Origin of the sequence: Streptomyces sp. NPDC093085, assembly GCF_040683935.1 — a bacterium.
Lineage (GTDB): Bacteria > Actinomycetota > Actinomycetes > Streptomycetales > Streptomycetaceae > Streptomyces.
On sequence record NZ_JBFBFB010000011.1, the window covers coordinates 81463 to 104409 of the forward strand.

Genomic DNA, 22947 nt, shown 5'->3' on the forward strand with positions numbered 1-22947 from the left:
GGTTCTCCCGCGCCGTCCCTCCTACGCCGTCCCTCCTACGCCATCCCCAGGTGCCTCCTCGCGAACTCCATTTCCAGGCGGACCTGCTTGATCCGCTCCTCCACCACCAGGGAGCCATGGCCCGCGTCGTAGCGGTAGACCTCGTGGACCGCGTCGCGGGCCGCCAGGCGGTCCACATAGTTCTCCACCTGGCGGATGGGGCAGCGCGGGTCGTTGACGCCCGCCGAGATGTAGACGGGGGCCTTGACCGCGTCCACGTAGGTCAGCGGGGACGAGGCCGCGAACCGCTCGGGCACCTCCTCCGGGGTGCCGCCCAGCAGGGTGCGGTCCATCGCCTTCAGGGCCTCCATCTCGTCGTGATACGCCGTCACATAGTCCGCGACCGGTACGGCCGCCAGCCCCACCGCCCAGTCGTCGGGCCGGGTGCCCAGGCCCAGCAGGGTCAGATAGCCGCCCCAGGAGCCGCCCGCCAGGACCAGCCGCTCGGGGTCGGCGAGCCCCGAGGAGACCGCCCAGGCGCGGACCGCCGTGATGTCCTCCAGTTCGATCAGGCCGACCCGGTGCTTGAGCGCGTCCGTCCACTCCCGTCCGTACCCCGTCGACCCGCGGTAGTTGACCCGCACGACGGCGAAGCCGTGGTCGACCCAGGCCGCCGGGCCCGCGGCGAAGGCGTCGCTGTCGTGCCAGGTCGGGCCGCCGTGGATCTCGAAGACGGTCGGGAAGGGGCCCTCGCCCGATGGTCGCTGGACCAGCGCGTGCACCCGGCCGCCAGGACCCTCCACCCAGGCGTCCGTCACCGGCACCGAGGCGGGCGCCGTCATCCCGGGCGGGTCCAGCACCACCCCGCCCGCCGTGGAGCGCACCTCCGGTGGCCGCGCCGCCGACGACCACAGGTACTCCACACTGCCGTCCGGGCGGGCCGTCGCCCCGGAGACCGTCCCGGCCGGCGTCTCCACCTGGATCAGCGCACTTTTGACGAAGTCATAACGCCACAGCTCGCTCCGCGCCTCGAAGCTGTGCTCGATGAGCAGCCCGGAGCCGTCCGGATACCACTCGGCGTGGACATCGCCGGGGAGTTCGATGGCCAGATCGGACTCCTCGCCGGTCAGCGGGTCCCAGACCACCGGCTCCCACCGTCCGCGCCGCTGGTGGCCGACGAGCAGCCGGGAGTCCCCGGCCACCGGGGCGAAGCCCAGCACATCGAGGCCCAGCTCCTTCGTGCCGCCCTCCGTGTCGTCCAGCTCGGCGACGAGCGAGCCGTCCAGCCGCACCACCCGTACCGCCGAGTGCATCGCGTCGCCGTGCTCGGTGTGCTCGACCGCGATCAGCGTCCCGTCGTGCGAGAGGTCCCCCACCCCGGCCGACTCCCGGTGGCGGTAGATCTCGACCGGCGCCGCCCCCGGCCGTACGACATGGACCGTCGAGCCCTCCTCGTCCGTCGACCGCCCCACCACCGCCGTGCCGTCCCGGCCCAGCGCCAGCCCCGCCGGATAGGAGGGGGCGAGCCCTGGGGTGGCCGGCTCGTCGAGGGGCGTGGCCCCCGGGTCGCCTTCCGGCCTCCCCGTGCCGGAGAACGGCTGGCGCATCCAGACGCCGAACTCGTCGCCGTCCGTGTCCGAGAACCACCAGATCCACTCGCCGTCGAGCGAGAGCACCCCGTCCGTCGTCCCGTTCGGCCGGTCCGTCACCTGGCGCTGCGCGCCGGTCGCCCGGTCCCACGCGTACAACTCGTACGTCCCCGTCGCGTTGGAGACGAAGAGCGCCCGCTCCGGCGCGTCCTCCGCCCAGTCGGGCAGGGAGACCCGAGGGGCCCGGAAGCGCTTCTCCCACTCCGGCATGGCGTCCCGCGCGGTGTCCCGCGCCGCGCCCGGCTTCGAACCGTCGATCTCAGTCATGACCCCATTCTGCGCTCGACGGCTGACATCCCGTCGAGCTCCCCCTCAGCCTGTGGACAACTTGTCGGCGACGGGGCGTATGAGGTGTGAGGGGCTCGTGGGACGGGCATGGTTCAGGGGAGAGGTGCTCCCGTCCCGGGCGCCTCGGCGGGTCCGCGCGCGGACCGTACGTGAGGCCGCGCCCCCGCGGACAGATAGGGGGACGTACAGGCGATGGCTGTCTCACCCGCGCTCCGCTCGGAGCGCACGCGTATCCATGACGAACTCCTCGCCGAGCACACTCTGATGCGCCGGGGCGCGGCGCTGGTCACCGCGTCGTTCGCGGCGCTCGCCGACGGCCGGCCCGTCGATGTCAGGACGCTGGTCGCCACATCCCGCTGGCTGATCGAGTGCGTCCACGGCCAGATCGCGAGCGAGGACGCGCTCCTCTGGCCGGTGCTGCGCGGGCTCTTCCCCGGCCCGGTCGCCGAGCTGGCCGATCTGGCGCCCGAGCGCGAGGCGCTCGACGCCGAGCTGCACACCCTGGCCCGCGCGGTCGACGCGATCGCGGCCCGCGAGGTGGCCGGCGGGCGCGGCGAGGTGCTGGTGGTGGTCGGCGAGGCGGCGATGACGGGGCTGCCGTCCGCGCTCCGCGTCCAGACCCTGCTGAACCGGACGCTGGACGCGGCTGAGCCGGTGCTGCTCGACCTCTTCCCCCGGGTGCCGGACCGCGAGGTGGCCCGGGTCCGGGCCGCGATCGCGCACGGCACCCCGCGCACCGGGCCGCATCTCGTCTTCGGTCTGCTGGAGGACCCCGACCGGGTGCCGGGGTACACGGCGCTGCTCGCGCATTTCCCGTCCTCGATGCGGTGGCTGCGGCCGGTCTTCCTGGCGCGGTACCGCTCCTGCAAGCGCGCGCTCGGCATCTCCCTGTGACCATCCGCACAGGCTCCGCACAGGAGGCGCACTGACGTCTTCACAGCACTCCGTGGGAAGGTGGCATTGTCCCGTGCCCCCTGGGTACGGAATACTTCTACAGCCTTGTAGATGTCTGCTGATGCCGGTCGATGGTGTGCCGGCGGAGGCTGTGCGACACGGCGGCAGGACGGCCGCGGACGTTCCCGGGAGAGAGCAGATCTGATGTTCGGCGTGAGTGAACTGGCCGTGATCCTCATCGTCATCATCTTGGTCGTCGGGGTGAAGAAACTCCCCGAGCTGGCCAGGTCCGCGGGGAAGTCGGCCCGCATCCTCAAGAGCGAGGCGAAGGCGCTGAAGGAGGAGGGCAAGGCCGAGCAGGCTGCCGCTGCCGCTGCGCCGGGCGACGCCCCGGGCGCGCCCCAGGGCGGCGCCGGGAACGGTGCGCAGGGCGGGCCCCGTATCGTCACCGGCACCATCGTCGAGCCGAACGAGCCTCCGAAGCACCCCTGAGGCCCCGCGCGCGCCCCTGAGGCCCCGCGCCCGCGCCACCCCTGGCCCGGATACCGAGCACCTAGACTGAATCGTCGGTTTCGGACAGGGGTCCGGGGCGTGGGTACGCGGGGGTCCGTCCGCGCGGGAACAGGAGAGCGATCGTGACGGCTGGTGTCGGCGGCTTCGGGGATCCGTCCGCCGAGGTGCTGGCGGACGCCGCCGCCGCGTTCGGGCTGCTCGCCTCGTCCGCGCGGCTGCACATCGTCTGGGTGCTGGCCCAGGGCGAGAGCGATGTGACCGGGCTCGCCGAGCGGGTCGGCGGCGCGCTGCCCGCCGTCAGCCAGCACCTCACCAAGCTGAAGCTGGCCGGGCTCGTACGGTCGCGCAGGGAGGGCCGCCGGCAGGTCTACTACGTCGACGACCCCGATGTGGTGACCGTCGTACGGCTGATGGTCGGCCAGCTCACCGACCGGGCCGCGCACGCACCGGGGCCGCGCCGCGTCAGCGACCTCGGCGCCTGACACCGCCATGTCCGAGCCCGTGGTCCCCGGACCGGAAGCCTGGAGCGTCCCGGCCCCGGACGCCACGGGCGGCGGTACGGGTACGGGCGCCGACGGCGGTCCCGGCACCGGCGGGGGTACGGGGCGGCTCACCGCGCTCCAGGAGCTGCGGCGCCTCGACAGCGGGCCGCGCGGGCTGACCGAGGCGCAGGCCGAGGAGCGCCTCGCCCGGTACGGGGAGAACGCGGTGCCGGAGTGGCGTACGACGTCCTGGCCCCGGCTCTTCCTGCGCAGCGTCCGTGACCCGTTCACCACCGTGCTGCTCTGCCTCGGCCTGGTCTCCGCCGCCGTCGCGGCCTGGGGCACCGCCTTCGTGATCCTCTCCCTCGTCGTCGTGAGCTGTCTGCTCCGCTCCTCCGGGGAACACCGCGCCGGCCGCTCCATGGACGCGTTGCGCGACCTGGTCGCCACCACGGCGACCGTGCTGCGCCGCGCCGAGGGGCGGGAGGGCGCGCAGTCCGGGCCCCGGGAGATCCCCGTCGACCAGCTCGTGCCGGGCGATGTGATCCGCCTCGGCCCCGGCGACCTGGTCCCCGCCGACGTACGGCTGCTGCGCACCAGCGGGCTGACCGTGCATCAGGCGCCGCTGACGGGGGAGTCCGCCCCGGTCGCCAAGTACGCGGTCGACATACCCGGGGAGCGGGCGGTCGGCGGCCCGCCCGGCGCGGGGGGCCCGGGGGGCGCGTCCGGTACGGGGGGCCGTCTCGGGGTCTTCGGGCAGCCGCACCTCTGCTTCCAGGGCAGCAGCGTGGCCACCGGCAGTGGTACGGCGGTGGTCGTCGCGACGGGGGCGAGCACCCGGTGGGGCGCGGCGCGCGGGCAGCCGGGGCGGCGTACCGCCAGCGCCTTCGACCGGCAGGTGCACGGGATCTCCTGGGTGCTGATCCGGTTCATGCTGCTCACCCCGCCGCTGGTGCTGATGGCCAACGCGGCGCTGCGCGGCCGGGGCCTGGAGACGCTGCCGTTCGCGGTCGCCGTGGCGGTCGGGCTGACGCCGGAGATGCTGCCGGTCATCGTCACCACGGCGCTCGCCCGGGGCGCCTCGCTCCTCGCGCGGCAGCACAGTGTGATCGTCAAGCGGCTGCCCGCCCTGCACGACCTGGGCGCCGTCGATGTGCTCTTCCTCGACAAGACGGGCACTCTCACCCAGGACCGGCCGGTCCTGGACCGCGCCTTCGACGCGCGGGGCGAGCCGGACCCCGGCGTACTGCGGTGGGCCGCCGTCAACGCCTGGTGGACGCTGCACCTGGCCGACCTGCCCGCCCCCGACGCGCTGGACGAGGCGGTCCTGGACGCCGCCGAGGCCGGGGGCTTCGACGCGGCGGCGGGGTACGAGGGGGTGGCGGCGCTGCCCTTCGACCCCGTACGGCGGCTCTCCACCGCGGTCGTACGGCGCCCCGGCCGGCTGGGTGCGCACACCCTGGTCGTCAAGGGCGCCGTCGCCGATGTCCTCCAGCGGTGCGTCCTCGACGACGAGGAGCGCGCGCGGCTCACCGCCCTCGCCGCCCGCGAGGCGGACAGCGGGCTGCGGCTGCTGGCGGTCGCCACCGCCGAGCGGCCGGTCCGGCGCCGCGACTACACCCCGGCCGACGAGCGGGGCCTGGAATTCCGCGGCTTCGTCGCGCTGCGCGACGCGCTCGCCCCGACCGCCGCCGACGCGCTCGCGGTCTTCGCGGGCCGGGGCGTCACGGTGAAGATCCTCACCGGGGACCACCCCGGCACGGCCGCCCGCGCCTGCCTCGACCTGGGTGTGCCGCTCGCCGCCCCCGGCGGGGTGCTCACCGCGGACCGGATCGACACGCTCACCGATGCCGAGCTCGCCCGGGTCGCCCGTACCACCACCGTCTTCGCGCGCTGCACGCCCGAGCACAAGGCCCGTATCGTCGCCGCCGTCCGGGCCGACGGCCACACCACCGGCTTCCTCGGGGACGGCGTCAACGACCTGCCCGCCCTGGGCGCCGCCGATGTCGGGATCTGCCCGCGCGACGCCGTGGACGTCGTCCGCGCCTTCAGCGACGTGGTGCTGGCCCAGAAGGACCTGCGGGCGATCGACCACGCGATCAGCGCCGGGCGCCACTCCAGCGGCAACATCGCCACGTATCTGCGGATCACGCTCTCCTCGAACCTCGGCAACGTCATCGCGATGCTGGTCGCGGGCCTGATGCTGCCCTTCCTGCCGATGCTCCCCGCCCAGGTGCTGGTGCAGAACCTCTGCTTCGACGCGGCCCAGCTCGCCTTCGCCTACGACCGGCCGGGGCCCGCGGCGCTGTGCCGGCCGACGGTGCTGCGGTCGCGGGCCTTCCTGCGGTTCATCACCGGGTTCGGGCTGATCAACGCCTCCGCCGACATGGCGACCTTCGCGGTGCTCGCGCTGGCCGTGCGTCCGGCGCTGGACGAGTCGAGCCAGGCGGCGTTCCACTCCGGATGGTTCACGGAGAACCTGCTCACACAGGCGCTGGTGATGCTGCTGTTGCGTACGGGGCTGCGGGGTGGGGGCGGCCGGTGGTGGTGGCCGGGGTGGTCGGGGGGTCCCGGGCGGCGGGCGCCGAGCCCGGTGCGCTGGGCCGCCGCCGGGCTGGCGCTGACCGGGCTGCTGCTGCCGCTCTCCCCGCTCGGCCCCGCGCTGGGGATGCCGCCGCTGCCCGTGCCGTACTACGCGCTGCTCGGTGTGGTCCTCGCGCTGTACGCGGCGGGTCTGGTGGCGGCGCGGGCCCGCCACGAGCGCCGGCACGGGCCGGGGAGCGAGACGGAGCGCGAGACGGAGCGCGAGGCCGCCGCCGTGGCCGTCGCTCAGCCGTAGGAGAGGTTCGAGCAGGGGTCGTCGTCGGCGGACCGGGCGTCATGGGCCACGGCGGACGGTACGGAGGCGGAGGGCGACGGCGCGGCGGCCGTACCGGAGCCGGAGGCGCCGGATCCGGCGGCGGGCTGGTTCGCGTACGAGGCGCCGAGCACCACATCGACGCCGGAGGTGGTGGAGACCGGTGTGATCAGCGCCCCGGGGAAGAGGCGCGCGACGCTCTTCGCCCGGTCCTCCAGCCCCGACCCGTACTCGATGACGGTGGTGGCGTGGTCCTGGGTGCTCGCCGTCGCCGTGCCGGTGACGGTGAAGTCGTGGTCCGTCAGCTCCTGGGAGGCGCGCGCCGCGAGGCCGGGGATGGTGGTGCCGTTGTAGACGGCGACGCTGATCCCGCCGCCGGAGACCGGCCCGGCGGGCGTCGGGGAGGCGTTGACCTCCTTGGTCTTCGCGCCGTTCTTGCCGCTGGCGTCCTGGCCGTCGACCGTACGGTCCGCCTTCAGCGCGGCCCACAGCTCGGAGGCGTCCGGCTCGACGATCGCGACGCGCTGCCCCTCGTACCGCCAGGGGATGGTGATGAACTTGGTGTTGTGCAGATCGATGTCCTTGAGCGACATCATGAAGCTGATCAGCTTGTCGGCCGTGCCGAGCCCGGGGTCCACGGTCATGGACTGGGTCGCCGCGTCGGCGAGCGGCAGCAGCTTGGTCGGGGTGAAGCCGTCGGCCTTCACCTTCTTGAGGAGGCTCGCGACGAAGGCCTGCTGGCGCTTGATCCGGCCGATGTCGGAGCCGTCGCCTATGCCGTGCCGGATCCGTACGTAATCCAGCGCCTGCTGGCCCTGGACGTTCTGCGGGCCCTTGGCGAAGAGGCGCTTGCCCTGGGTGGTGCGGTTCGGGTTGAGGTCGTTCTGGTAGATGTCCTGGGGCAGGCAGATCTGGACGCCCCCGACGACCTCGGTGAGCTTCGCGAACCCCTTGAAGTCGACGACGACGGTGTGGTCGACGCGGAGACCGGTCAGGTTCTCGATGGTGTTCTGGGTGCAGGCCGGGTTGCCCTGGGGGCTCTGGCCGACCGAGAACGCCGCGTTGAACATGGTGTTGACCTGCGTCTTCGTCCATGTTCCATCGGGCAGCAGACAGGGCGGGATGTCGAGGAGCGTGTCGCGCGGGACGGAGACGGCGACCGCGTGCCGGTGGTCGGCGTAGATGTGGAGCAGGAACGCGGTGTCCGAGCGGCCCACGTCGTCCTTCTGGCCGCCGCCGAGCGCGTCGTTGCCGCCGGTGCGCGCGTCCGAGCCGATGACCAGGACGTTCTGGCCCTTGGATGTGCCCACGGGGCGGTTGTCGGAGAGGCCGTTGGCGCCGAAGGTCTGGATGTTGCCGCTGAGCTTGAGGTAGACCCACCCGACTCCGGCGGAGGCCAGCACGAGCAGCGACAGGGTGATGACGAGCGACGTCCGGAGTCTGCTCGTCCGCTTGCGCCGCCGAGGGCGTGCGGGGGCGGCGCGGCGGTTGCCGCGGGTGGATGCCGTGTGCTGGCGGCTGCCTGCCATATGTGCGCCCTCATCCCTCTGGCCGGCCTCATGGTTGTACAGTTGCGCAATGTAGCAACTTTGGTGAGAGGCGCGTGCCCCGGGTGACGTAAGTGACGCGGAGCACCCGCCGATTCGGGAAGCGGCGAGAGAGGTAGGCGGAGCGACATGTTGCGTAACGGTTTTGAGCCTTGGCACCTGCTGATCGTGGCGATCGTGATCATCGTGCTGTTCGGTTCGAAGAAGCTGCCGGACACCGCCCGCGCTCTGGGCAAGTCCCTGCGCATCCTCAAGAGCGAGACGAGGGCGATGAAGGAGGAGGACGGCGGATCCCCGGTGGCGGGTGGGGGCCCGGTGGAGGGTGTCGTCGTGCCGCCTGCTTCGAGTCAGGCGCCCGGCGTCCCGCAGACGGGGGTCCCGCGGGCCGCGCCGGGCGCCACTCACTGAGGAAGAGGGGTGGCGCGGCCGGTCGGTTCCCCGGATCCGGGTTCCCGGCGGCCGTTTTCCCGGCGGTCGTCTTCCCAGGGGCGTGTCAGGGGCTGGCCAGGTCGTAGCCGTACCGCAGGGGTTCGGCCTTGACGCGCGGGTCGCGACGGTAGACGAAGAGCGCCTCGACCTGCGCGCCGCCCGAGGGGCCGTCCAGTTCGCAGGGGTACGTGACCTGGACCACGGACGGCCGGTCGGTGACCCGCATCCGTACCCCGTTCGCCGGCCCTCCGTCGAGGACCGCGATCTCCCATTCGGTTTCGGTGTTGCCTTGGCTGGCAAGAGTGCCGTAAGCGTCCATGGTCAACACTTTAAAGGTTGCGCAATCCTTGAACCATGGCCCATGGGGAGGACTTCCCGCCCCCGGGGATGCCGGGAAGTCCTCCCCATGGGTCCCTATGGGTCCGTATCCGCCGGAGCGCCTAGAGGGTCTTCGCGAGGCGGTCCGCCATCAGCTTGATGAAGCGTGACGGGTCGGTCAGCTCGCCGCCGTCGGCGAGCAGCGCCATGCCGTAGAGCAGCTCGGCGGCCTCGGCCAGGCCGCTGCCGTCGTCTTCTTTCCTCCCGGCGTGGGCGGTGCGCAGGCCGGCCACGAGCGGGTGGTCCGGGTTGAGTTCGAGGATCCGCTTGATCCGCGGCACGTCCTGGCCCATCGCGCGGTACATGTTCTCCAGCGCGGGGGTCACGTCGTACGTGTCCCCGACGATGCACGCGGGCGAGACGGTCAGCCGCGTGGAGAGCCGTACCTCCTTCACCTGCTCGCTCAGCTCCGAGGACATCCAGGTCAGGAGCGCGGCGAAGTCCTGCTGCCGCTTCTCGCGCTCCGCCTCGGCCTCCTTCTTCTCCTCCTCGGTGTCGAGGTCCACCTCGCCCTTGGCGATCGAGCGCAGCGGCCTGCCGTCGAACTCGGGGACGGACTGGACCCACACCTCGTCCACCGGATCGGTCAGGAGCAGCACCTCGAAGCCCTTGGCGCGCAGGGCCTCCATGTGCGGCGAGTTCTCGATCGCCGTACGGGACTCGCCCGTCATGTAGAAGATGTGCTGCTGGCCCTCCTTCATGCGCTCCACGTACTCCTGGAGGGTGGTCACCTTCTCGTCGTCGTGGGTCGAGGCGAAGGAGGAGACACCGAGAATCGCGTCACGGTTCTCGAAGTCGCTGAGCAGACCCTCCTTGAGGACGCGGCCGAATTCCTTCCAGAACGTGGTGTAGTGCTCGGGCCGGCCGGCCATCATCTCCTTGACCGTCGACAGCACCTTCTTCACCAGGCGCCGGTGCATGAGCTGAATCTGCCGGTCCTGCTGGAGGATCTCGCGCGAGACATTGAGCGAGAGGTCCTGGGCGTCGACGACTCCCTTGACGAAGCGCAGGTAATCCGGCATCAGCGCTTCACAGTTGTCCATGATGAAGACGCGCTTCACATAGAGCTGCACCCCGCGCTTGCTGCCCTGCGTGAAAAGGTCCTGCGGGGCGTGGGAGGGGAGGAAGAGCAGCGCCTGGTATTCGAAGGTGCCTTCCGCCTGCATGCGGATGGTTTCCAGCGGGTCGGTCCAGTCGTGGCTGACGTGCTTGTACAGCTCGCTGTACTCCTCGTCGGTCACCTCGCTCTTGGGGCGGGCCCACAGCGCCTTCATCGAGTTGATGGTCTCGGGGGCGGTCGCGTCGTCGGCGGCGCCCTCGCCGTCCGCCGTGGCGTCCGTGGCGTCCGTGGCGTCCGTGGCGGGCGGGGCCTCGGCGGCCATCCGGATCGGCCAGGTGATGAAGTCCGAGTACCGCTTGACGATCTCCTTGATCTTCCACGCGGACGTGTAGTCGAAGAGCTTGTCCTCGGCGTCCTCCGGCTTCAGGCGCAGCGTCACGGACGTACCGCGCGGCGCCTCGTCGACCGTCTCGACGGTGTAGGTGCCCTCGCCCGTGGACTGCCAGCGGGTGCCCTTGCTCTCGCCCGCGCGCCGGGTCACCAGGGTGACTTCGTCGGCCACCATGAAGCTGGAGTAGAAGCCGACACCGAACTGTCCGATGAGTTCTTCGGAAGCCGCCGCGTCCTGTGCTTCCTTGGCCTCTTTCAGCTCCTTCAGGAACTTCGCCGTACCGGAATTCGCGATGGTGCCGATGAGCTGCACCACCTCGTCATGCGACATTCCGATGCCGTTGTCCCGTACAGTCAGCGTGCGCTGTTCCTTGTCGGCCTCGATGTCGATATGGAGGTCGGACACGTCTTCCTGAAGGTCGCTGCGGAGAACGTCGAGCCGCAGTTTGTCGAGTGCGTCCGAGGCGTTGGAGACCAGTTCGCGAAGGAATACATCCTTGTTCGAGTAGATCGAATGGATCATCATCTGGAGGAGCTGGCGTGCTTCCACCTGAAACTCGAACGTCTCGGTCGTCATATCGAAGGATTCCTTTCCTCGCTCACAACGGCTGCGTCATTACGGAGAGCCGCCCTCCATCGTATCCAGCGCCTGCCTGTGACGGCCCCGGGCCCGCGCTCCGCGCACCGCGCAAGAGACTCCGCGCACCGCGTAAGAGAGCCGTCAAGCGCGCGCCCCGCTCCGTATGGACACCGTCAACGGAAGCGGAAAGCCCCGGATGACGGGGTTTCCTCAGGACGTCCGTTCGACTCCCCGTACGTTCCGGACTTCGTCCGTATCACCCGTACCCACCTCATCAGGAGTTCACGATGGCCGATCTGGCCTTCGTCGTCACCACGGTCGCGGTCTTCGCGCTGGTGGCCCTCGTCGCCAAGGGGGTGACGAAGCTGTGACCGCCGAGAACATCGCGGGCCTGGTCGTGGCCGTCGCCCTGCTGGGGTATCTCGTCCTCGCCCTGCTCTTCCCGGAGAGGTTCTAGCCCGCCGTGAGCACTGTCATGAGTGGGGTCCTCTCCGGGGTCCTCCAGATGCTCGCGCTCGTGGTGGCGCTGGGCCTCGCGTACCGCCCGCTGGGCGACTACATGGCCCGCGTCTACGCCCCGGGCGCCTCCTCGGCCACCTCCTCGGCCACCTCCTCGGCCACCTCCTCCCTCCCCTCCTTCCGGGTGGAGAAGTGGATCTACCGGGCCATCGGCGCCAACCCCGCCGCCGAGATGCACTGGGGCGCGTACCTGCGCGGCGTCCTCGCCTTCTCCACGGCGAGCGTCCTCTTCCTCTACCTCCTCCAGCGGATCCAGGGCGGCCTGCCCGGCTCGCTCGGCTTCTCCTCGATCGACCCGGACCAGGCGTTCAACACCGCCGCTTCGTTCGTCTCCAACACCAACTGGCAGTCGTACTACGGCGAACAGTCCATGGGCCCGGTCCTCCAGACCGGCGGGCTCGCCGTGCAGAACTTCCTCTCCGCCGCCGTCGGCATGGCCGTCGCGGTCGCCCTCGTACGGGGCTTCACCCGCTCCCGTACCGGCGAACTGGGCAACTTCTGGGCCGACCTGGTGCGCGGCACCGTACGGATCCTGCTGCCCCTCGCGTGCGTCGGCGCCGTCGTCCTCGTCGCGTGCGGCGTCATCCAGAACTTCGCGGGCATTCATGAGGTCGGCCAGTTCTTGAATGAGCACAGTCTGAACGGCCAGGGACAAGGACAGGGACAGGGCCTCAGTGGTGTGCAGCAGTGGAATGGTGGAGCGGTTGCCTCCCAGGAGGCCATCAAGGAACTCGGCACCAATGGCGGCGGTTACTTCAACGCAAACTCCGCTCACCCCTTCGAGAACCCCAACGGGGTCTCCAATCTCTTCGAGATCTTCCTGATCCTGCTCATCCCGTTCTCGCTGACCCGTACGTTCGGCACGATGGCCGGCTCGGTACGGCAGGGGTACGCGCTCCTCGCCGCGATGGTGACCATCTGGCTCGGTTTCACGGCCCTGATGATGTGGACCGAGTTCCACCACGGCGCCCCGGCCTTCGACATCGCGGGCGGCGCCATGGAGGGCAAGGAGACCCGCTTCGGGGTGGCCGGGTCGTCGATCTTCGCCGTCGCCACCACGCTCACCTCGACCGGCGCGGTCAACGCCTTCCTCTCCTCCTTCACCGGATTCGGCGGCGGGATCGCGATGCTGGGCATGCAACTCGGCGAGATCGCCCCCGGAGGCGTCGGTTCCGGGCTCTACGGCATGCTGGTCATGGCGGTCATCGCGGTGTTCCTCGCCGGTCTGATGGTCGGACGTACGCCTGAATACCTGGGCAAGAAGATCGGCACCCGCGAGATCAAGTTCGCTGCCTGCTACATCCTGATCACTCCGGCGCTGGTGCTCTGCTTCACCGCGCTCGCCCTCGCCCTGCCCACCCCGGTCCACTCGACGGCCAACTCCGGGCCGCACGGCTTCTCCGAGATCCTGTACGCGTATACCTCGGCCGCCAACAACAACGGCTCGGCCTTCGCGGGGCTCAACGCGGACACCCAGTGGTTCAACACCACCCTCGGCATCGTGATGCTGCTCGGCCGCTTCCTGCCGATGGTCTTCCTCCTCGCGCTGGCCGGCTCGCTGGCCGGGCAGCGCCCCGTACCCGCCACAGCGGGCACCCTGCGCACGGAGAAACCCCTGTTCACGGGGGTGCTCGTGGGCGCGATCCTCATTGTCACCGCACTGACGTACTTCCCGGCGCTGGCGTTGGGACCGCTGGCGGAGGGGCTGGCGTCGTGACCATGCGTCCCAGGAATCTCATGAACATCAAAAGCCTGAGAAAGATCGAAAGCCTCAGGAACCTGAGAAACCTCAGGAGCCTCACAGGTCTGAGGAGCCTCAGGGGCAGCAGGGGCTCCAAGGATCCCGGCGGCCGGGTGGGCAGCGGGGCCGGTGTCGGCGGCGGCCGGGTCGGCGGCCGGGTCGGGGGTGGCGGCCGAGACGGCGTCGGTGCCGGCGGCCGGGTGGGCGTCGGCTTCTTCGACCCCGGCCAGTTGCTCACCTCCCTCCCCGACGCGCTCAGGAAGCTCGACCCCCGGGTGATGGTCACCTCGCCGGTGATGTTCGTGGTCGAGGTCGGTTCGCTCCTCACGACCGTCCTCGCGGCGCTCCACCCCGGCGACTGGTTCGGCTGGGCGATCGCCGGCTGGCTCTGGCTGACCGTGCTCTTCGCCAACCTCGCGGAGGCGGTCGCGGAAGGGCGCGGCAAGGCGCAGGCCGACACCCTGCGCCGGGCCAAGACGGACACCGTCGCGCGCCGGCTCGCGGGACGGGGCCCCGGCGCGGCGGAGGAACACGTTCCGGGGACCGAGCTGCGCATCGGCGACCTGGTCGTCTGCGAGGCGGGCGACATCATCCCCGGTGACGGCGATGTGACCGAGGGCGTCGCCTCCGTCGACGAGTCCGCGATCACCGGCGAATCGGCCCCCGTCATCCGCGAGTCGGGCGGCGACCGCTCGGCCGTCACCGGCGGTACGAAGGTGCTCTCCGACCGGATCGTCGTGAGGATCACCACCCGGCCCGGCGAGACGTTCATCGACCGTATGATCGCCCTGGTCGAGGGCGCGGCCCGGCAGAAGACGCCGAACGAGATCGCGCTGAACATCCTGCTCGCGTCGCTCACCATCGTCTTCCTGCTGGTCGTCGTCACCCTCCAGCCGTTCGCGCGGTACGCCCATGCCGAGCAGTCGATGGTCGTCCTGGTGGCGCTGCTGGTCTGTCTGATCCCGACGACCATCGGCGCGCTGCTCTCCGCGATCGGCATCGCGGGCATGGACCGCCTCGTGCAGCGCAATGTGCTCGCCATGTCGGGGCGCGCGGTCGAGGCGGCGGGCGATGTCTCGACGCTGCTGCTCGACAAGACGGGCACGATCACGCTGGGCAACCGGCAGGCCGCCGAGTTCGTCCCCGTACCCGGCACGGACCCGGCGGAGCTGGCGGACGCGGCGCAGCTCTCCTCGCTGGCCGACGAGACCCCGGAGGGCCGCTCGGTCGTCGTACTCGCCAAGGAACGGTACGGGCTGCGCGAGCGCCACCAGGGGGAGTTGGCGGGGGCGGAGTGGGTCGCGTTCACGGCGCAGACCCGGATGTCGGGCGTGGACATCACGGAGCACGGAACGCCGGGGCACGCGGCGGCGGAGCACGCGGCAGCAGGGCACACAGCGGCGGGGCATGTGGCGGTACGGAGGGTACGGAAGGGGGCGGCCGGGGCGGTGACCGCCTGGGTCGGCGAGCGCGGCGGCCAGGTCGCGCCGGCCACCCGTACCCTCACCGAGGCGATCTCCGAGTCCGGCGGCACGCCGCTGCTGGTCGCCGTCGAGGACGGGGCGGGCGCGCGCGTCCTGGGCGTCATCCACCTCAAGGACGTCGTCAAGGACGGCATGCGCGAGCGCTTCGACGAACTGCGCCGCATGGGCATCAGGACCGTCATGATCACCGGGGACAACCCGCTCACCGCGAAGGCCATCGCCCAGGAGGCGGGCGTGGACGACTTCCTCGCCGAGGCCACCCCCGAGGACAAGATGGCCCTCATCAAGCGGGAGCAGGCGGGCGGCAAGCTCGTCGCGATGACCGGCGACGGCACGAACGACGCGCCCGCGCTCGCCCAGGCGGACGTCGGCGTCGCCATGAACACCGGCACCTCCGCCGCGAAGGAGGCCGGGAACATGGTCGACCTGGACTCCAACCCGACCAAACTGATCGAAATCGTCGAGATCGGGAAGCAGCTCCTGATCACGCGGGGCGCGCTGACGACGTTCTCCATCGCCAACGACGTCGCGAAGTACTTCGCGATCATCCCGGCGATGTTCGCGGTGGTCCACCCGGGCCTGGACCGGCTCAACATCATGCGGCTGTCGTCGCCCGAGTCCGCGATCCTCGCGGCGGTGATCTTCAACGCCCTGATCATCGTCGCGCTCGTCCCGCTGGCGCTGCGCGGCGTACGGTACCGGCCGACCAGCGCGGACCGGATGCTCCGGCGCAACCTCGGGATCTACGGACTGGGCGGCCTCGTCGCGCCCTTCGCCGGCATCAAACTCATCGACCTGCTCATCTCCCTAGTCCCCGGAATCGGCTGACCAACATGACCCACCCGACCCATTCCGCCCCGCACACCTCACACACCTCACACACACCCGTCCCGCACACCTCCGTACGGAACACCGCGCGCCTCCTGGGCGCCGGGCTGCGCGCCCTGCTCGTCCTGACCGTGGTCTGCGGCATCGCCTATCCGCTGGCCGTCACGGCCCTGGCCCAGGCGGCCTTCCCCCACCAGGCCAACGGCTCCCGGATCACGGCCGACGGCAAGGTGGTCGGCTCGTCCCTGATCGGCCAGACGTACGACCTGCCGGGCCGGCCCGGTGGGTCCCAGGAGGCCCGCCCGGACCTCCGCTGGTTCCAGCCCCGCCCCTCCCGAGGCCTGGGGACGAACACCGTCAACACCCAGTACCACCTGCTGCTCTCCGGCGCGACGAACAAGGCCGGCGACAGCGAGGAGCTGATCCGCTGGATCACCGCCGCGAAGGCGCAGGTCATCCGGGACAACTCCGTCCCGGGCCACCCGGTCCCGCCCTCGGCGGTCCCCCCGGACGCGGTCACCTCCTCGGGCTCCGGCCTGGACCCGCACATCTCGCCCGCGTACGCGCGTCTCCAGGTCAACCGCGTAGCCGCCCGCAACCACCTCTCGCCGCAACAGGTCCGCTCCCTGGTGGACACCCACACGGAGCCCCGCACCCTGGGCTTCATCGGCGAGCCCCGCGTCAACGTCCTGCGCCTGAACGTGGCGCTGCGGGCGCTGACAGGGGAGGACAAGTGATGCGGTTGCCGCACGATGGGTATCGACGTACAGTTTCTTGTACGTGAGAGAGGGGTCGGCTGTGAAGACCATGACGTATTCCGAGTCCCGTGCGCGGTATGCCGAGGTGCTCAACTCCGTCAATGACGACCGCGAGGAGGTCGTCATCACTCGGGCTGGGCATGATCCGGTGGTCATAGTGTCTCTGGAGGACTATGAGTCCCTGAAGGAGACGGCATATCTGTTGCGGAGCCCCGCGAACGCTCGGCGCCTGCTCGCGTCCATCGATGAGCTGGAGAGCGGTGGCGGCACGGTCCATGAGCTGACAATGGAAGACCAGAACCGCGCGTGAAGATCACCTTCTCCTCCTGTGCATGGGAGGACTACCTGTGGTGGCAGCTTCAGGACAGGAAGATCTTGAAACGCGTCAACACACTCATCACCGACATCACCAGAAACGGCAACGAGGGAATCGGAAAACCGGAACCGCTCAAGCACGGGTTCCAGGGTTATTGGTCGCGCCGCATCAACGACGAGCACCGGCTCATCTACAAGGTGACCGAAGACGCGGTTCTGGTCGCGCAGTGCCGATACCACTATGAAGGCTGACGAGGGGCGAGGGGACGGGCTCCGGTAAACGGTCGGTGCCCGGCCCCCAATGCCCACCCGGCGTCGTCGTGGCGGAGAACTGGGACGACAACGCCCTCACCACGGCCTCCCGCACCATGGTCCTGGAGGCCGTCGACAACCTGGCCGAGCAGTACGGCTGCCGCGCATGAGTCCGTTCCCCCTCAGCGCGGCGCCGCAGGCTCTGACGCGGGCGGGCCGTTGACGCCGGGGGCCGGGACGGGCTCCACCACGGCCCGTTCACGCGGTACGTCGCGGTGGGCGAGCCGTGGTTCCCCGCCCCCGGGGCCCCACTCGCGGTAGTGCCGGAAGAGCAGCGGCAGCCCCTGAGCGCTGGACAGGTCCGTACGGTCCATGGCCTGCATGTGGATGTGCGGCTGGGTGGAGTTCCCGGAGTTCCCGCACTCCCCGAGGACCTGCCCCGCGTCAACCCGCTGCCCGACGCTCACCCGGAGGGACCCGCACCGGAAGTGCGCCAGCGCGACATGCGCGGGGCTCTCGTCCACTGACACGATCACATGATTCCCCGCCACACCGACCACCCCGCGCCGCAGCCGCCCGCCCTGGCTCAGCGCGTACGCCACCAACGCGGGCTGCGACCGCCGGGCCTCGTGGTCGGGCTCCCCGTCGTGTACGGCGGTGACGACACCCCCGACCGGCGCGAGCACGGGCCGCCCGAACCCGTGGAAGAGCCCGGGCGGCTCGGTCCCGACCAGGCTCCGCCAACCGCGGCTGGGCGCGGACCGGTGCCGTACGTCGACCGCCGTGAAGTCGATGGCGTACCGCCCCCCGAACAGGTCGGTCCCATGACTGGGCACCCGCCGGGCCGGGCTGTTCTCGACCCGCCACAACCCGCTGAACGGCAACGCCACCTCGACCGCGCCGAGTTCCCCCTCGGGGCCATGCATGGACGGTACCTCCGTCGACTCGGGGGGCCGGGGGGCTGGGCGGGCGACTCTCGGAGGTTCTGGGCCGGGCGGGTCGGTCTGTGCCGGATGTGCCTGCTAGAGCTCGTAATCCAGGGCCAGTTCCTCCCACCGGATACCACGAAGCGCGGCATCGGCGCCCTCGCCGGAGGGTACATCCGGGGCGTCCTGGAACCAGGCCACGACGAGAGCGGAACGGTGCAGCACCGGGTCGAGCTCGGAGCCGACCGCCGCCGACCCGAACATACCGATGCAGGCCACGGAGGGCAGCACCTCGACGGGGCCGAAGGGACCGGCCGCCTGGTCCGGGTACGCGCGCGAGGGCGGAACGAGGTGAACCGGCGCGGAGGTGAAGGCCCTTTCGGCCTGCCGCCGGAGGCCACGGACCTTCATGTCATTGACGCGGCGGCATGGATAGCCTTCCAGCATGCCCCCGTAGGTCGAAGACATCCGTAACTCGGTGAGCTCGACCGGCCGGCCGGACACGAGAACTATGCGGCTCAGCGACATGCCGCCACCTTATGGCAGGTGCCCGCGCGCGGTGCCCCCACCGCGTACGGTCTCCCTCCTGGAGCGCGTGCCGCAGTGCCGTACGGCGGTTTCGCCGACGGTGGGGATAGCACCCCGCGTTCCGGGGGCGACGTAGCGCTGCGCGCGCCTTCGGCGGACGGTATCGAGGTACGCGGCGAAGTCGTCGCCCGTCAGGGCGGAGCGGAGGACCGTGACCTCCTCCCCCGCAAGGCGTCGAGCTGCCCCAACGCCTGGACCGTTACCGTCGGGTGGGCCGAGGGCCCACGCCCTGGCCGCCTACCCCTACCCCTACCCTTGCGCCTGCGACTGCTGACTCACCGGCTGAAGGCGGCCCCCGGGTGCGGGACTGACGCAGTGACCATGCACCTCGTCTCCGTCATCGGCAGCAGCCCTGGAGCCGGCAAGAGCACCCTGTGCCGTGCAGTGGCGCAGTGGCTCACCGGTGCCGGTGGACTGGTACGTACGGAAACTCGCCGCGTCCCCCGGTACGCGGGGCGTCCACGACCTCCCGTCGGCCGCCGTCCACCTTCGCTTCGAAGCCGCCTTGACCCGCCGCCTCCTCGCACGGACCCCGTGGCACGTTCTGCACGTGGACGCGGGAACCCTGAACGCGCAAGAGGCATACGCCCACACGCAGGCCCACCTGATGGACGTACTGGCCCCGTCGCGACGCCCTCCCATGTAGCCGCTCCCTCCGCCAACGGCGACGGCAGCGCCAGGGTGACCTGACACGCCAGGAGGCCGAGCGGGGGTGCTCGGGTCTCAGAGCAGGTGGTCGGCTTTGCCTGCCTTGATGTCGCGGATGAGTGTGGTGAGGGTGGTGAGGGCTTCGCGGAACGGCTCTTCCCAGGCAATCATGGTCAAGGTGTCTCCTCATAGGTGGGCGACGGCGACGGGGAGGCCGAGGGTCGCGGCGAGCGCGACGCCGGCGGGGCTGGAGGCGAGGAGCCAGGGTTCGGGGAGGTCGCCCAGGGCCACTTCCTCGGTCAGGAAGCGGAGGGTCGCGGCGACGGCCGATGCGTATTCGGCTTCGGTGACGGGGGCGCGCCGTTGTGCAGGGCCCGGGTGATGGAGTCGTCCAGGGTGCCGGGGCCCCGGCCTGGACCATCGCGGGTTTCCGTGCGGAAAGCGGCACGGTGATCGTATGGTCGGCTGAGGGAGGCCGCGGGGAAGCGCTTTACGGTTTATCAGTGGACCTTTGGCGTATTGCCGCCAGTGACTCGAAGACTCCCTGATGATTCCCCGATGGGCTCATATGCTCGGGCGATGAGCGAACGGGAGAGTACGCGGGAGAGCACGAATTCGTACGGGTACCGCCAAGGCCAGGGCCGTGAAGGGCTGTTGGCCGGGCGTGTCGCGATGATCACGGGGGCCTCCAGCGGGATCGGCGCCGCCGCGGCGACGCTTTTCGCGCGGGAGGGCGCGGCGGTTGTCCTGATGGCGCGGCGCGCGGAGCGGCTGGCGGCGCTGGAGAAGGAGATCGTCGGAGGGGGTGGGCGGGCGCTTGCCGTGCCGGGGGATGTCGCCGATTCCGGGGACGTCCGGCGGGTGGTCGAGGCGGCGGTGGAACGGTTCGGGGGGCTCGACTGCGCCTTCAACAACGCCGGTTACGCCACGATCGAGCCCTCGCTGCACGAGACGGACGACGCCGTCTTCGACCGGACGATGGACGTCAACGTGCGCGGGGTCTGGAACTGCGTGAAGCACCAGGTGCCGGTGATGCTCGCCTCGGGCAAGGGCGGTTCCATCGTCAACACCAGCAGTACGGCGGGGCGGTACGCCACCGGCGCCTCCGTGCCGTACGTCGCCGCCAAGCATGCCGTCCTCGGTATCACGCGCGCCGCCGCCGCCGAGTACGGGGAGCAGGGGATACGGGTCAACGCGCTCGTGGTCGGGACGACGCGCAGCGAGATGATCGACGCGGCGGTACGCCAGGTCCCGGCGCTGGAGCAGGCGTTCATCGCCCCGCAGATCCAGAAGCGGATGGCGGAGCCGCGCGAGATCGCGGAGGCGGCGGTGTGGCTGTGCAGCGACCGGGCCTCGTTCGTGACGGGGGTCGCGATGCCCGTCGACGGGGGGATCTCGGCGCAGGCGAAGGTGGGGTGAGGGGGGGAGCGAAGGGGGGCGGCCGGGACTTTCCACCTGTCTGACCTGGGGCGGAGGGCTGGGGCGGGGGCATTGTCAGTGGGGGTTGGCACACTGTCGGTACCTTCACTTTCCGTCGTCGTTCAGGCGCGGAGGGTGGTGGGTGCTGGGTCGACGCTGACTACGTACAGGAGTGCTCATGACCACGCGCAAGGAACCTGAGACCGGGGCCGGGGCCGAATCTGAGACCGGGGGCGAAGCCGGAGCCGGGGCCGGATCCGGTGGCGGAACCGGACCTGAAGGCGGAACCGGACCTGAAGGCGGAACCGGGTCCGGATCCGGAGGCGGGACCGGGGCCGGATCCGAAGCCGGAAACCACCCCGTGAGCGGGGGTGAGTCCGTGTCCGAGCGGATGCTGTTCGGTGGGCCCCTGCTCTACGACATGGGGTGGAACAAACACGACGACGCGCTGTTCCAGCTCAGCTTAAGGTCCATGGTCACCCGGCTCCCGCGGCTGCTCGGCACCACGATCCGGCTGGCGGCGGAGGCCGACAAGGGCGCCCTGCGCCTGGTGACCTGCGCGGAGATCGGGCGGGGGATCGGGCAGGCGGTCGGGCTGATCGCCGTGAACCAGGTGCTGGCGCATCTGCTGGGCGAGGGGAGTACGGCCGAGCGGCTGACGGAGGCGGCGCCCGCGCTGGCGGTCGCGGGTGGGGCGGCGCTGGCCGGGGCCGTGCTCCGGGCCCTCTCCACCTCCGGTACGGGGCAGTTGGAGCCCAAGGTCGAACGGGTCGCGACCGAACGGTACTTGTCGCATACGGCCAGGGTGGAGCTGGAGGCCGTCGAGGACGACGAGTTCCACAAGCTGCTGGACAGCGCGAAGTACGGGGCGAGTTCGGCCCGCCGCATGGTGAAGTACTGCCAGAACGTCATGGCCGCGCTGATGTCGCTGACCGCCGCCGCCGGGGTGCTCGCCGTGCTCCACCCGGCCCTCCTCCCGCTGCTCGTCGCGATGACGCTGCCCAGCGCATGGGCGGCGCTGACGGTGGCGCGGCGCAGGTACCTGTCGTTCCAGGCGTGGGTACAGCACTCGCGGGCGGGCCATCTCATCGCCAACCTGCTGATCACGACGGAGGCGGCCCCGGAGATCCGGGTGCACAACGTCGGCCCGTTCCTGCTCCACCACTTCCGGGTCATGTCGGAGTCGCAGGAGGCGGAGCAGCGGAGGCTGGCGCGGCTCGCCGCCCGTACGGGGCTGGTCGCTGCCGGGTGGACGGGGCTGGCCACGGCGGCGGCGTACGCCACGCTCGGCGGGCTGCTGTGGACGGGGGTGATGGCGCTCTCCGTCGGGGGCACCGCCGTGCTGGCCATCCGGAGCGGCTCCTCCAGCCTGGAGAACCTGGTGCTCCAGGTGAACTACCTGCATGAGGAGAGCCTGTTCGTCGAGGACCTCCACCGGCTCTGCGAGGAGGCGGCCGGGCGGGCCATTCCGGAGGGCGGGCTGCCGCTGCCGGCCGAGCCGGCGGCGATCACGTTCGAGGACGTCGTCTTCACCTACCGGGGCAAGGACAACAAGAGGGCCCTGGACGGGGCGAGCCTGACCATTCCGACCGGCCGGATCGTCGCGCTGGTGGGGGAGAACGGCAGCGGCAAGAGCACCCTGGTCAAGCTGTTGTGCGGGCTCTACCAGCCCGATTCCGGCCGCATCCTCTGGGACGGGGTGGACGCGGCCGAGGCGGACCGGAAGGAACTGGTCTCCCGGGTCGCGGTCGTGGGCCAGGACTTCTACCGCTGGCCGTTCACCGCCGCCGTGAACGTCGCGATCGGCCGCCCCGACGCGCCGGTCGGCCAGGAACGGCTGGAGGAGGCGGTACGGTACGCGGGCGCGGATGGCCTGATCGCGGAACTGCCGCGCGGCTGGCGGACCTTGCTGGCCCGTGGTTACAAGGGCGGCCACCAGCTCTCGGGCGGCCAGTGGCAGCGGCTCGGCCTGGCCCGCGCGCACTACCGGGCGGGCCGGATCCTGGTCGTGGACGAGCCGACCTCGGCCCTGGACGCCCGCGCGGAGCAGCAGCTCTTCGAGCAGATCCGGCGCCTCGCCGACTCCGGCCAGACCGTCATCCTGATCACCCACCGGCTCGGCTCGGTCCGCGCGGCCGACCTGATCCATGTGCTCGACGCGGGCCGCGTGGTGGAGAGCGGCACCTTCGCCGAACTCCTCGCCGACGACACGGAGGGCCCGAAGCTCTTCCGGGAGCTGTACCGGATCCAGGCCGCCCAGTACGCCGTGGACAGTCCGCACGTCCCGGCGCAGCCGGACCAGAAGGAGAGGTCGGCGCAGCCGGATCAGCGGAGGGGCCCGGCGCAGCCGGATGGGAAACGGGTGGAGTCGGCGCAGTCCGGGCCCGCGGTCGTGCCGGACGGTGCGGGGAGCGAGACATGAC

At 71.0% G+C, this 22947-nt stretch carries 19 protein-coding genes and 1 pseudogene; 13 read left to right on the forward strand and 7 right to left on the reverse strand.

The genetic code is table 11. The features are described from left to right. Positions 1 to 35: 35 nt before the first annotated feature. Complete coding sequence (locus AB0O07_RS26285) at positions 36 to 1895, reverse strand: prolyl oligopeptidase family serine peptidase (protein ID WP_365637509.1); 1860 nt, start codon at positions 1893 to 1895, stop codon at positions 36 to 38. A 213-nt stretch (positions 1896 to 2108) separates the two neighbouring features. Here AB0O07_RS26285 and AB0O07_RS26290 point away from each other — a divergent pair, with 213 nt between their 5' ends. The 4 genes from AB0O07_RS26290 (at position 2109) to mgtA (ending at position 6644) form a co-directional block, all read left to right on the forward strand. Further along, a complete protein-coding gene (locus AB0O07_RS26290) occupies positions 2109 to 2810 on the forward strand; it encodes a hemerythrin domain-containing protein (protein ID WP_365637511.1) in 702 nt (233 codons plus the stop codon). Positions 2811 to 3014: 204 nt separating this feature from the next. Next, positions 3015 to 3302, forward strand: a complete 288-nt coding sequence (locus AB0O07_RS26295; RefSeq protein ID WP_365637513.1) for a twin-arginine translocase TatA/TatE family subunit — start codon at positions 3015 to 3017, stop codon at positions 3300 to 3302. Positions 3303 to 3445: 143 nt separating this feature from the next. After that, complete coding sequence (locus AB0O07_RS26300) at positions 3446 to 3805, forward strand: metalloregulator ArsR/SmtB family transcription factor (RefSeq protein ID WP_365637516.1); 360 nt, start codon at positions 3446 to 3448, stop codon at positions 3803 to 3805. Between the two features lie 7 nt (positions 3806 to 3812). Further along, positions 3813 to 6644 (forward strand): magnesium-translocating P-type ATPase, encoded by a 2832-nt coding sequence (gene mgtA, locus AB0O07_RS26305; protein ID WP_365637518.1) that lies wholly within the window; start codon positions 3813 to 3815, stop codon positions 6642 to 6644. Here mgtA and AB0O07_RS26310 read toward each other — a convergent pair. Further along, a complete protein-coding gene (locus tag AB0O07_RS26310) occupies positions 6635 to 8191 on the reverse strand; it encodes an LCP family protein (protein WP_365637520.1) in 1557 nt (518 codons plus the stop codon). The genes mgtA and AB0O07_RS26310 overlap by 10 nt on opposite strands. A 147-nt stretch (positions 8192 to 8338) precedes the next feature. On the opposite strand from AB0O07_RS26310, the gene tatA reads away from it, so the two are divergent. Continuing rightward, positions 8339 to 8617: a Sec-independent protein translocase subunit TatA gene (gene tatA, locus AB0O07_RS26315; protein ID WP_365637523.1), complete on the forward strand. Its 279-nt coding sequence runs from the start codon at positions 8339 to 8341 to the stop codon at positions 8615 to 8617. An 85-nt stretch (positions 8618 to 8702) separates the two neighbouring features. On the opposite strand, the gene AB0O07_RS26320 is transcribed toward tatA, so the two are convergent. Together AB0O07_RS26320 and htpG are read right to left on the reverse strand one after the other, a co-directional pair. Further along, positions 8703 to 8957, reverse strand: coding sequence for a hypothetical protein (locus AB0O07_RS26320; protein ID WP_365637525.1), 255 nt, complete (start codon positions 8955 to 8957; stop codon positions 8703 to 8705). A gap of 121 nt (positions 8958 to 9078) precedes the next feature. After that, positions 9079 to 11043 carry a molecular chaperone HtpG gene (htpG, locus tag AB0O07_RS26325; RefSeq protein ID WP_365637528.1) on the reverse strand — a complete coding sequence of 655 codons (1965 nt, stop codon included), beginning with the start codon at positions 11041 to 11043 and terminating at the stop codon, positions 9079 to 9081. A gap of 370 nt (positions 11044 to 11413) precedes the next feature. Between htpG and kdpF the strand changes: the two genes are divergently transcribed. The 6 genes from kdpF (at position 11414) to AB0O07_RS26355 (ending at position 16943) form a co-directional block, all read left to right on the forward strand. Next, positions 11414 to 11503, forward strand: coding sequence for a K(+)-transporting ATPase subunit F (gene kdpF, locus AB0O07_RS26330; RefSeq protein ID WP_167025832.1), 90 nt, complete (start codon positions 11414 to 11416; stop codon positions 11501 to 11503). A gap of 18 nt (positions 11504 to 11521) precedes the next feature. Beyond that, the gene (gene kdpA / locus AB0O07_RS26335) at positions 11522 to 13282 is read left to right on the forward strand and encodes a potassium-transporting ATPase subunit KdpA (RefSeq protein ID WP_365637839.1); all 1761 of its coding nucleotides are present in this window, start codon (positions 11522 to 11524) and stop codon (positions 13280 to 13282) included. Positions 13283 to 13506: 224 nt separating this feature from the next. Next, complete coding sequence (gene kdpB / locus AB0O07_RS26340) at positions 13507 to 15618, forward strand: potassium-transporting ATPase subunit KdpB (RefSeq protein WP_365637841.1); 2112 nt, start codon at positions 13507 to 13509, stop codon at positions 15616 to 15618. A 5-nt stretch (positions 15619 to 15623) separates the two neighbouring features. Then, entirely contained in the window at positions 15624 to 16355 is a 732-nt protein-coding gene (locus AB0O07_RS26345) for a potassium-transporting ATPase subunit C (RefSeq protein ID WP_365637530.1), read from the forward strand. 61 nt (positions 16356 to 16416) lie between these two features. Further along, a complete protein-coding gene (locus AB0O07_RS26350) occupies positions 16417 to 16686 on the forward strand; it encodes a type II toxin-antitoxin system prevent-host-death family antitoxin (RefSeq protein WP_365637532.1) in 270 nt (89 codons plus the stop codon). Beyond that, positions 16683 to 16943 (forward strand): Txe/YoeB family addiction module toxin, encoded by a 261-nt coding sequence (locus AB0O07_RS26355; protein WP_365637534.1) that lies wholly within the window; start codon positions 16683 to 16685, stop codon positions 16941 to 16943. Before AB0O07_RS26350 ends, AB0O07_RS26355 begins: the two co-directional genes overlap by 4 nt. Before the next feature lie 182 nt (positions 16944 to 17125). Here the strand turns inward: AB0O07_RS26355 and AB0O07_RS26360 are convergent, their stop codons facing one another. From AB0O07_RS26360 to AB0O07_RS26370, 3 genes and pseudogenes are all read right to left on the reverse strand, one after another. Further along, on the reverse strand, positions 17126 to 17869 hold the full coding sequence (locus AB0O07_RS26360; protein WP_365637536.1) for a M23 family metallopeptidase: 744 nt from the start codon (positions 17867 to 17869) through the stop codon (positions 17126 to 17128). A 96-nt stretch (positions 17870 to 17965) separates the two neighbouring features. Further along, a complete protein-coding gene (locus AB0O07_RS26365; RefSeq protein WP_365637538.1) occupies positions 17966 to 18397 on the reverse strand; it encodes a hypothetical protein in 432 nt (143 codons plus the stop codon). Between the two features lie 900 nt (positions 18398 to 19297). Further along, a pseudogene (locus AB0O07_RS26370) lies at positions 19298 to 19527 on the reverse strand (LLM class flavin-dependent oxidoreductase); the annotation flags it as partial. Between the two features lie 157 nt (positions 19528 to 19684). Here AB0O07_RS26370 and AB0O07_RS26375 point away from each other — a divergent pair. After that, positions 19685 to 20524 (forward strand): glucose 1-dehydrogenase, encoded by an 840-nt coding sequence (locus AB0O07_RS26375; RefSeq protein ID WP_365637540.1) that lies wholly within the window; start codon positions 19685 to 19687, stop codon positions 20522 to 20524. Between the two features lie 391 nt (positions 20525 to 20915). After that, positions 20916 to 22946 (forward strand): ABC transporter ATP-binding protein, encoded by a 2031-nt coding sequence (locus tag AB0O07_RS26380; protein ID WP_365637843.1) that lies wholly within the window; start codon positions 20916 to 20918, stop codon positions 22944 to 22946. The last annotated feature ends 1 nt before the right edge of the window (position 22947 follow it).